Origin of the sequence: Candidatus Sodalis sp. SoCistrobi, from assembly GCF_900143145.1 — a bacterium.
Lineage (GTDB): Bacteria > Pseudomonadota > Gammaproteobacteria > Enterobacterales > Enterobacteriaceae > SoCistrobi.
This window is the reverse complement of record NZ_FRDB01000105.1, coordinates 1-10,002: the sequence shown is the minus strand read 5'-3', so window position 1 is coordinate 10,002 and position 10,002 is coordinate 1. Positions and strand designations below refer to the sequence as shown.

Genomic DNA, 10,002 nt, shown 5'->3' with positions numbered 1-10,002 from the left:
TGCTCATGCTGAGTTTCCAGCACTAGATTAACTGCCCGTTCACGGACTTCCGGAGAGTAACGTTTGGTCGTTGTCATAGAGACCTCCACTTTTAAAGTATAGACTCTAATTTATCCGGGGTGATTCAACGCGCAGCTGATCCGAGTCCGCCATTTTGATGGCGGTCAGATTTTTGAAATCAATCAGCTGCACCAGTGCGATATCTGAGCGCGGATCCTTGCCGATAAGTTTGGCGTCAAATCTGCGTCCATCGTTAAGCTGTACCTGTATTTTCGAGGCGTCATTGACCACATGATTGTTGGTCACCACATAGCCCTTCGCGGCATCGATAATCACCCCGGCACCCAGCGCCTGGAATTTTTCCTGAGCCGGCGCGCTACCGCCATCCCCGCCTTCATCACTTCCCTCATCGCCGCCGCCCTGGCACAGCGGCGATGCCTGGAACGGCGAGCCGTCCTGGCACAGCGGCGAATTCTGGCCGAAGAATTGTTTTAATTGATCGGGCATTTGCCGCGATGTGACCGGCGTACTGCCCTCGACGCTGATACTTACCACGGAGGGCATGACCTTTTCCAGCATCGGCTCCAGGCTGGGCAATTGCTGATTGGTCGAGGCGGTTTCTGCCGCAAAGACAGAGACGGGACTAAGCGCCATGCCCAGACTCAGAGCAAGCGCCGTCAGGGCCAACGTGGATTTTTTCATCTGTGATTATCTCGACTAAAATTAAGGGATCATGATGCAGAACGCGCTGCGGTTCTCCATAAGAGTTATGAAATACCCCGTAGTTCAGCGCAAAGAAAGCGGCAAAGGTAAATAAATATTGATCCGCTTTACAAATGACCACCGTTAGCGCGGCTACTCCGCGGCCATTAACCGACGATATTCATCCCAGGCATAAAGATCGGTCATTCCGCTAATATAATCCTGAATTAATCGCGCACGATAATAAAATTCCATCATCGATTGCTGGCCGGAAGGATAGCGGTTGACCGTTTCCATGGCTTCGCCATAGGCCAGACGATGCTTGGCGGACAGTTTATGATACAGCCGGCTGGCGATGGGATGCGCGGGGTGGTAGTCCTCCGTCACCATGCGTTGAAAATCCGCCTGTGACATGTCAAGCAGGGGATTATAAATTTCCAGCAGGCCGCTTATCACCCGGTAGCCCTGCAATTCCAGTTGCTCCACTTCTGGATGATTAAATACATGCTTGAAAGCAACACTTTTAAATATCTTTAACAACCGGAACGCCGGACTCGAGTCCTCCAGCAGCGCCTGATTGAAACTGCCGTCGTAAATAGGCGCCAGATTGTCCAGGAAGCGTTGCGCCGCGTGGGGCACTAACCGCGCCACGGTATTGACCCGTAAATACATAAAGAACTGATCGCCGCTGCGCAGCCCTTGATAACGCCTTATTTTATTGAACGCCTGGCCAATGACTTTATCGAACAAATCGCCTTTGACGACACTGCCCCATTCTTTTTGCAGGAAAAGGTACAATTGTTCTACGGTAAAAATTTTCTTCTCCACCGCGTCTTCCAAATCGGCAATGCAGTAAGAAATATCGTCGGCGGCTTCCATAATGTAGGTCAGCGGAAAACGGTGAAATTCACCCAGAGATAATTCTTGGCGCAGCGTTTGGACATACTCCTCTTCCGCCAGATAAAAGCCGGGCTTCTTCATCAGATAGCTGAACGGGGCCGGCCCTTGCCAGTAGGCCGGCCGGGTGTATTTGAGAATGCAGCCGACCTGCGCATAGGTTAAATTAAGCTTCAGCAGGCTATGTACCATACGAATGGCTTGAGCGTTGCCTTCAAAATGGCACAGATCGAGACGGATACGGCTGCGCAGCGCATTGTTGTCTTCGTCGCCGGGGCGCTGGCGCAGACTGGCAACCTGGCAGCGGTCGTTGCCGAGCGCGTCCTGTTCCAGGCCGGCAATGTCCAGCCGGCGGCGAAACCAGTCGTTAATCGCCGCTTCGCCAAAATGGCCGAACGGCGGATTGCCGATATCGTGCATCAGGCAGGCCATCTCCACCATGCTCTCGCAGGGCGCTTCCCATTGGGTTAAACCCAATGCGCCAATGCGGCCGCTCGTTTTGAGATGATGAAATATCTCTTTCACGATGTGGCGGCCGACCTGCTGTACTTCCAGCGAATGCGTCAGGCGCGAGCGCACCGCGGCATTGCGCTCCAGCGGAAAAACCTGGGTTTTTTGCTGCAGCCGGCGTATGGCGGCGGAATTGATGATGCGCCCGCGGTCGCTTTCAAATTGGCGAATAATCGCATAATCATCCTGGGCGCTGATCGCCGGACTAAAGGGACGTTGAAAACTGATTTTCTGACTGAAGTCGATTTCGGACATCTTTTTCCCCGCGTGAAAGCCGCACCCTACCGTGATACCAATGCCCGTCGGCAAACGCAAGCCCACCGGCCGTTATTTCCCCGAGCCAGGCATGCTAGAATGCAGCCTATGAACGCCCTCTATCATTTCAATACGCAAGTTTTTAACAGGAACGCTTTGTATGAAAATCGGCATTATCGGCGCAATGGAACAGGAAGTCGCGCTGCTGCGCGATCGCTTAGACAACTCTACCCTCTGGCAGCAGGCGGGATGTGAAATTTATACGGGTCAGCTACACGGCGTTGAGGTCGCGTTGGTGAAATCCGGCATCGGCAAGGTTTCCGCCGCGCTGGGCACCACGCTGTTGCTGGATCATTTTAAACCGGAACTGGTCATCAATACCGGCTCCGCCGGCGGTTTGGCGCCGTCGTTGAAGGTCGGCGATATCGTGGTGTCCCATGAAGTGCGCTATCACGATGTCGATGTGACCGCTTTCGGTTACGAGCCCGGCCAGATGGCGCAGTGTCCGGCGTCGTTCAATGCCGCCCCGTCGCTGGTAGCACTGGCGGAGGAGATCGTCGATCGTTTGGGGATGCATGCGGTGCGCGGTCTGGTGGTCAGCGGCGATGCCTTTATCAACGGCGCCGACGGCCTGGCCCGTATCCGTCAGACCTTCCCGCAGGCGATCGCCGTGGAAATGGAGGCAACCGCCATCGCCCATGTGTGCCATCAGTTCGCCGTCCCCTTCGTGGTGGTGCGCGCGATTTCCGATGTCGCGGATCAAGCATCCCATCTGAGCTTTGAAGAATTCCTCACCGTGGCGGCGCAAAGTTCCTCCCGCCTGGTGGAGGAAATGGTGCAAGCGCTGGCCGGCCGGCGGTAAATGCGTTACCGCCGCGCGGCGCCGGCCGCGTTACTCTGCCTGCTGCTGGTTTGGCCGGAGCTGGCGGCGCAGCGCGTGGTCAGCCTCGCGCCCCATACGACGGAGTTGGCCTACGCCGCCGGCATGGGGTCGGTGATGGTGGCCGCCAGCGACTGGTCGGATTATCCGCCAGCGGCGCGGCGTCTTGAGCGGGTCGCCTCGTGGCAGGGCGTCAATATCGAGCGCATTTTGGCGCTGAAACCGGATCTGGTGCTGGCGTGGCGCGGCGGCAATCCGCAGCGTGCCTTGGAGACGTTGGCCGGCTTCGGTATTCCGGTCGTCGCCCTGGATCCGCAAAGCATCGACGAGATGGCCGATGCGCTTAATCAGCTGGCCGCCTATAGCCCGCATCCGCAACAGGCGCGGCAAGCGGCCCGCGCGCTGGAAGACTAACAGGCGACGCTGCGGCAACGTTATGCCGGCGGCGCGACGCTGCGGGTGTTTTTGCAGTTCGGCAGCCGGCCGCTGTTTACCGCCGGCGCCGCCACGCTGCAAAACCAGATCCTCGCCTTGTGCGGCGCGCGCAATATTTTCGCCGATAGCCGGGTCCCCTGGCCGCAGGTCAGCCGCGAGCAGGTGCTGATCCGGCATCCGCAGGTGATTATTGTGCCGGGAGACACCGCCGCCGCACGGCAGATCGGCGACTTTTGGCGGCCGCAGTTGACGGTGCCGGTGCTTGCCCTCAATGAAGACAGTTTTACCCGCCCGGGCCCGCGTATCCTGCTGGCGGCGCAGCAGCTCTGTACGCAACTGGCGCCCATCCGCGCCGCCCTTCCGGCAAAGGCGCCCTGATGCTGTACTGGCTGGATATTCTCGGTACCGCGGTGTTTGCCATTTCCGGCGTTTTACTGGCCGGCAAATTGCGCATGGATCCCTTCGGCGTGCTGGTGCTCGGCGTGGTGACCGCGGTCGGTGGCGGCACCATCCGCGATATGGCGCTGGCTAACGGACCGGTTTTCTGGGTGCGCGATCCCACCGATTTGGTGGTGGCGATCATCACCTGTTTCGTCACCCTGTTGGTCATCGGCCAGCCGCGCCACCTGCCCAAATGGATCCTGCCGGTGCTGGATGCTATCGGACTGGCGGTGTTTGTCGGTATCGGCGTTAATAAAGCGTTCGCCAGAGGCGCGGTGCCGCTTATCGCCGTGTGTATGGGGGTTATTACCGGCGTGGGAGGGGGCATGCTGCGGGATGTGCTGGCGCGGGAAATCCCGCTTATCCTGCGCACCGAGATTTACGCCACCGCCTGTATCGCCGGCGGTATTGTGCACACCGTGACCTACAGTGAGTGGCATTTCACGCTTCAGCACGCCGCCATGCTGGGGATGGCGACGACGCTGCTCATCCGGCTGGCGGCCATCCGCTGGCACCTGAAACTGCCGGTATTTGAATTTCACAGCCGCGACTAGCGCCGGCCGCCGCCCCGGCGGACCCGGCACAGGGCCGTGCTGCGGGCAAGAAAATCGGCACGCCTAGCGTCCTGATGTTGATATCTTGCCGCTATCGCGGGCAGAAAAAAACCGGCACGCGCCGCGTCCCGGTCTCGATGTCATGCGGTGTAGCGTGCGGCGCGTCAGATGCTGAACGACGACCCGCAGCCGCAGGTGGTCTTGGCGTTGGGGTTGGTGACGATAAAGCGCGACCCTTCCAGCCCTTCACTGTAGTCAACGGACCCACCCACCAGATATTGCAGGCTCATGGGGTCAACGACCAGTGCAACACCCTGTTTCTCAATGGTAAAGTCGTCTTCATTGACTTTATCGTCAAAGGTGAAGCCATACTGGAAGCCGCTGCAGCCGCCGCCGGTGATGTAAACCCGCAATTTCAGATTCGGATTCTCTTCGTCCGCGATAAGGTTTTTGACCTTGCTTGCCGCTGAATCGGTAAACTGTAATGGCAAAGCTGCCGTCTCACTCATAATTCTACTCCGGGGCCATCGTCGGGCTGAAGGCATGTCAACCCGATCGCTAAGGCTATTATCCGTTAGGCGTCGTTAACGTTCAAGTATTGCGCATCGGGGAAATCGCGTTTGCCGCAACGTGCGCTTGCCGGGCCTCTTTTTCCTGCTGCAGACGTTGTAAGGTGCGCGCCAACAAAGAAGAATAGAGTGGCTTGCCGCCCAGAAACTGCGCCACCAGCGTCGCGCCCAGACAGGTGATGATCATCGGCAAGATAAGCTGATAATTATCGGTCATCTCCAGCACCAGCACAATACCGGTCAGGGGTGCTCTGACCGAGGCGGCGAACAGCGCGCCCATGCCGGCGATGGCAAAGGTGCCCGCCTGCAGGCCGTCCTGGGGAAATAACGCCATGGCGGCCACGCCGAAAGCGGTACCCAGCAGCGTGCCCAAGGCCAGCATTGGCGCGAAAATGCCCCCGGGCGCCCCCGAACAAAAGCACAATAGCGTGGTAAGCATGCGCGCGAGAAAAATGAATAACAGCATGCCAAAGGTATAGTGCCCGGCCGCGGCCAGCGGGATCAGGCTGAAACCACCGCCGGCGGCATACGGACCAACCAGTACCAGAACGCCGCAACCGCCCCCCAGCAGACCGCCAATGGCGACTATCTTGCGCCAATCGCCGCCGTGCAGGCGTTGAAAAACGTCCTGTACGCGAAAGATCAGGGCGTTGAACAAGACGCCCACCGCGCCAAAAAGGGCGCCCAGCAGCAAATAGAGCCACAAGGTATTAACCGGCGCGAAGGCCAGTTTCCCTACCGCGATGACCGCCCGTTCGCCATTGAACAGCCGAAACACGATACTGGCCATAATGACGCCGATAAATACCGCTTTAATCGAAATCAGATTGTAGCGAAATTGCGGCCGCATCTCTTCGATGATAAACAGAATCCCTGCTAACGGCGCATTAAAGGCCGCGGTCAATCCGGCAGCCGCGCCGGTCGTCAGTAACGTGTGGCGCGCTTCCGCACCGCGCAACTTGCACACATCCAGCACCATACGGCCAAGGTTGCCCCCTAACTGCACCGTCGGGCCTTCACGCCCCAACACCATACCGGCGCCAAGCGTACCCATGCCGCCGATAAATTTCACCGGGATGACCCGCCACCAGCGGACCGGCCGCAGTTCTTCCAGCGCGCCTTCGATTTCCGGGATGCCGGAGCCGCCAGCTTCCGGGGCGTAGCGGCGCACCAGAAAATAGCCGACCATCGCCAGCAGCGCCGAGAGCACGAACGCCGCCGGCACTAACAGCCAGGCATGCTGCGGCAGTGCCGCCAGCGCAGCGAGACGCAATGCCTGCACGCCATTGACCGCTTTCTCGAACAACACGCCCACCAACCCCACCAGCGTGCCCACCAACGCGGCCATTAACAAAACAAGCACCGGCGTTTTATCGCGATAAAGCAGCCGGCGGAACATATGCCGGCGCGCCTGCCGCTCCTGCGGCACCGACGTATAAGAAGGATTGGATTTATTCATAACACTCGTTAGTTTGACACTGTCCTTTGCTGTTAAATGCCAGGCGCGGTGATGCCGCCGTTGCCCCTGGCAGCGCGAATGCGCATCGACGCGGTGATTTCACAATGGCCGCCAGTTGATTACACTACAGCGGTCAGGTTAATTTTGCCATTCAGGAGTCGATTGATGAGTCATTCCGCAAGGTTGTACGCCGAGGCGCAGCAGCTGATCCCCGGCGGGGTCAATTCACCGGTGCGTGCATTCAACGGCGTTGGCGGCACGCCGCTGTTTATCGCCAGCGCCGACGGCGCCCGTTTGACCGACGCCGACGGTAACAGTTATATCGACTATGTCGGCTCTTGGGGCCCCATGGTGCTGGGCCATAATCATCCGGCGGTTCGCCAGGCGGTGCTGGACGCCGTGCAGCGCGGCCTGAGCTTCGGTGCGCCCACGGAAATCGAGGTGAAAATGGCGCGGCTGGTGACCGAGCTGGTGCCTTCTATCGAGAGTGTGCGCATGGTCAACTCCGGCACCGAAGCCACCATGAGCGCCATCCGGCTGGCGCGGGGCTATACCGGCCGCGATAGGGTGATTAAATTTGAAGGCTGCTATCACGGCCACGCCGACGGGCTGCTGGTCAAGGCCGGATCCGGGGCGCTCACTCTGGGGCAGCCCAGTTCTCCCGGCGTCCCGGCGGATTACGCCAAGTATACCCTCACCTGCAGCTATAACGATCTACAGTCGGTGCGCGAGGCGTTTACGCTGTACCCGCGCGAGATCGCCTGCGTCATCGTTGAACCGGTGGCGGGAAATATGAACTGCGTGCCGCCGCTGCCGGATTTTTTACCCGGCCTGCGGGCGCTGTGCGACGAGTTTGGCGCGCTGTTGATTATCGATGAGGTGATGACCGGTTTTCGTGTCGCGCTGGGCGGGGCCCAGGCTTATTATGAGGTGAAGCCGGATTTGACCTGCCTGGGCAAGATCATCGGCGGCGGCATGCCGGTGGGTGCCTTTGGCGGACGCCGTGAGGTGATGGCGGCGCTGGCGCCGACGGGGCCGGTGTATCAGGCCGGTACCCTGTCGGGCAATCCGGTCGCCATGGCAGCGGGCTACGCCTGCCTGCGCGAGGTCGCCCGGCCGGGCGTACATCAGCAGCTAACACAGCAGACCGAACGTCTGGCGCAGGGGCTGCTGGCGGCGGCGGAAGCGGCGGGCGTGCCGCTGGTGGTCAACCGCGTCGGCGGTATGTTCGGCCTGTTCTTTACCGAGTCGCCGACGGTAACCTGCTTCCAGGACGTCCAGGCGTGTGACGTGGACTGTTTTAAACGGTTCTTTCATCTAATGCTGGCGGCGGGGGTTTATCTGGCGCCGTCGGCGTTTGAGGCCGGTTTCATGTCCCTGGCGCACGGCGACGCCGAGATTCGCCACACGGTGGAGGCCGCGGCACAGAGTTTTGCCCAACTGTGACCGGTCTGTCGCCAAGCTTGGGCTTGCGCGGTATGCCCGACGGCACCCCTGAGCCGCGCAGTTCCGACAGGCGCGGTGTTGCATGACAGAAGGCCCTATACCAAGCAGCCCCGGCTTACGCGGTGTTGCCCGAAAGGGGTCGCTATGCCACGCAGCCCGGCTTACGCGGTATTGCCCGAAAGGGGTCGCTATGCCACGCAGCCCGGCGTACGCGGTGTTGCCCGACAGTGACCCCTATGCCTCGCAGCCCCGGCTTGCGCAGTGTTGCTCCCGGCCCCGCCTGAGGGCGATGGCCGACCAGTGCGCTGCGTCGCCCGTTTCACCCGGCGACGCGGCGCAGGGTTCACCCGCACCGACCCACCGTGCCCGGCGCAGCGGACGGCGGGATTAATGACCGTCCCGCCGTTGCCGCGACAGTGAACCTGGCAACTCCACACCCCACACTGGTTAACATATCGCCCGTTACCGCCCCTGACGGCATAGGTATCTACACATCAGGGAGGAGGCTTAAGAGCAACTCTCGCTAAATGAGTAAGTTCTTCCAGACTATATTCCGATAATAATTTTAGTGTATTCAACAAGATGGATAGGCCAGCGAGCAGAGCAGGAGCGCTCTCTCTGCGGCCTCGCTTTTGCTGTCGTCCTGACAAGCGACATATCAGCTGGCGGGCTGCCGCATTTTCTTCTCCTTCAGCGCGTTGCAGCCGCCATACCAGAACAGCAGCCATACTGGCTATTAACAACCTGCGTAGTACGGCTGGCGCGCTGCGCTGAAGCCATGTTTCTACGTCATGTCCGGCACCTTTCAGCAACTTAAAAAATGATTCAATATTCCAGCGCCAGTAATACCAACGAGCTACTTCCTCGCAGGTGATCTCGCTGCAAACGTTTGTAAGCAGCGTCCAGCGTCCCACCACATTACCGAGATCATCCGTAAGCCGAACAACAACCAATCTGACCGTCAGAGGCTCTCCAGGTTGGATTTTTATGCGGCGGCCGGTTTCTTTATCTTTACGCTTCTGCTGCGCAGCTCGGGTTATGACTATCGAGGTTTCACTGATTTCCATATCAGCTTTTTTCCCTTTCCAGTCTACCTGTCCGCATCCGTTGTATGGCAGAAGAGCAGCAATCTCACCAATTTTCAATGAATTACCTTGCCACTCTGCACCATGTCCTTCTTTTCCTCGGATAAGCCAGCATATTCCTTGAGTACTCAACGTCCGCATATGTCCAATAGAGTCACCCTCTCTATCAATTATATGAATCAGCTTTTTACCTATATTAAGCGATTCCACACGGGCAATATCGGTCGTCAAGGCGTCCATATGTGTCTGCCGTTCGGACAGTCCTTCCGCCAACGTTGAATGACAACCGGTTGCATCGGTAAGTGTCTGAGATAGAGGCGCTATTGGCAAACCCGTGCCAGCATCAACCAGCAAGCTGCTTTGAAGTTCATATCCAACATCGCCACCGTGCGTCATTTTTAAGCGTCCGTATTTGGCATGATGGTAAAGAAATTGTAAACGTGACCAATCATGAACAACGAGAGCGTATGGATGCGGGCTAAGCGAAATTTGCTCAAGTGCTAGCGAAATAATTGGCTCATTGAGTTGACTGAAGCTAATTCGCTTATTATTCAGAAAACGCCAGACAGCTTGGGTAGTTGCGAAAGTTGATTTTTGAGCACTTGCGAGGTCTTTAACCGCAGAAGCAAGAAGAGCCGCGGGCGTCATATGCTGTTTAACCAGCGTCTGATATCGGCGGGTAAGGCGAGAGTCAATCCCGCCAACAGATAGGTTGAAATCATTCTGCAAAGTAATAACAGGTATCACGATAAATGTGTAGATACCTATG

At 58.2% G+C, this 10,002-nt stretch carries 7 protein-coding genes and 2 pseudogenes; 4 read left to right on the top strand and 5 right to left on the bottom strand.

Translation table 11 applies throughout. The features are described from left to right. Nucleotides 1-126: 126 nt before the first annotated feature. Nucleotides 127-702, bottom strand: a pseudogene (locus tag CINSTRO3249_RS08705) (trypsin-like peptidase domain-containing protein); the annotation flags it as partial. A gap of 153 nt (nucleotides 703-855) precedes the next feature. Continuing rightward, nucleotides 856-2,364, bottom strand: a complete 1,509-nt coding sequence (gene dgt, locus CINSTRO3249_RS08700) for a dGTPase (RefSeq protein ID WP_074012993.1) — start codon at nucleotides 2,362-2,364, stop codon at nucleotides 856-858. Between the two features lie 160 nt (nucleotides 2,365-2,524). Here dgt and mtnN point away from each other — a divergent pair, with 160 nt between their 5' ends. From mtnN to CINSTRO3249_RS08685, 3 genes and pseudogenes are all read left to right on the top strand, one after another. After that, nucleotides 2,525-3,226: a 5'-methylthioadenosine/S-adenosylhomocysteine nucleosidase gene (mtnN, locus tag CINSTRO3249_RS08695; RefSeq protein ID WP_074012992.1), complete on the top strand. Its 702-nt coding sequence runs from the start codon at nucleotides 2,525-2,527 to the stop codon at nucleotides 3,224-3,226. Further along, nucleotides 3,227-4,057: pseudogene (btuF, locus tag CINSTRO3249_RS08690) on the top strand (vitamin B12 ABC transporter substrate-binding protein BtuF). Then, the gene (locus CINSTRO3249_RS08685; protein ID WP_074012991.1) at nucleotides 4,054-4,674 is read left to right on the top strand and encodes a TRIC cation channel family protein; all 621 of its coding nucleotides are present in this window, start codon (nucleotides 4,054-4,056) and stop codon (nucleotides 4,672-4,674) included. Before btuF ends, CINSTRO3249_RS08685 begins: the two are co-directional and overlap by 4 nt. A 164-nt stretch (nucleotides 4,675-4,838) precedes the next feature. On the opposite strand, the gene erpA is transcribed toward CINSTRO3249_RS08685, so the two are convergent. Beyond that, entirely contained in the window at nucleotides 4,839-5,183 is a 345-nt protein-coding gene (erpA, locus tag CINSTRO3249_RS08680; RefSeq protein WP_074012990.1) for an iron-sulfur cluster insertion protein ErpA, read from the bottom strand. A gap of 82 nt (nucleotides 5,184-5,265) precedes the next feature. Next, a complete protein-coding gene (gene clcA, locus CINSTRO3249_RS08675) occupies nucleotides 5,266-6,702 on the bottom strand; it encodes a H(+)/Cl(-) exchange transporter ClcA (protein ID WP_074012989.1) in 1,437 nt (478 codons plus the stop codon). 165 nt (nucleotides 6,703-6,867) lie between these two features. On the opposite strand from clcA, the gene hemL reads away from it, so the two are divergent. Beyond that, nucleotides 6,868-8,148 (top strand): glutamate-1-semialdehyde 2,1-aminomutase, encoded by a 1,281-nt coding sequence (gene hemL, locus CINSTRO3249_RS08670; RefSeq protein ID WP_074012988.1) that lies wholly within the window; start codon nucleotides 6,868-6,870, stop codon nucleotides 8,146-8,148. A 494-nt stretch (nucleotides 8,149-8,642) separates the two neighbouring features. Here hemL and CINSTRO3249_RS08665 read toward each other — a convergent pair. Beyond that, on the bottom strand, nucleotides 8,643-10,002 hold a 1,360-nt coding region (locus CINSTRO3249_RS08665), incomplete at its 5' end, for a flagellar biosynthesis protein FlhF (RefSeq protein ID WP_254304262.1).

Bases quoted from the DNA above. Each gene is read 5' to 3' on its own strand.
- dgt (WP_074012993.1), bottom strand. From the start codon at position 2,364: ATGTCCGAAATCGACTTCAGTCAGAAAATCAGTTTTCAACGTCCCTTT.
- mtnN (WP_074012992.1), top strand. From the start codon at position 2,525: ATGAAAATCGGCATTATCGGCGCAATGGAACAGGAAGTCGCGCTGCTG.
- erpA (WP_074012990.1), bottom strand. From the start codon at position 5,183: ATGAGTGAGACGGCAGCTTTGCCATTACAGTTTACCGATTCAGCGGCA.
- clcA (WP_074012989.1), bottom strand. From the start codon at position 6,702: ATGAATAAATCCAATCCTTCTTATACGTCGGTGCCGCAGGAGCGGCAG.
- hemL (WP_074012988.1), top strand. From the start codon at position 6,868: ATGAGTCATTCCGCAAGGTTGTACGCCGAGGCGCAGCAGCTGATCCCC.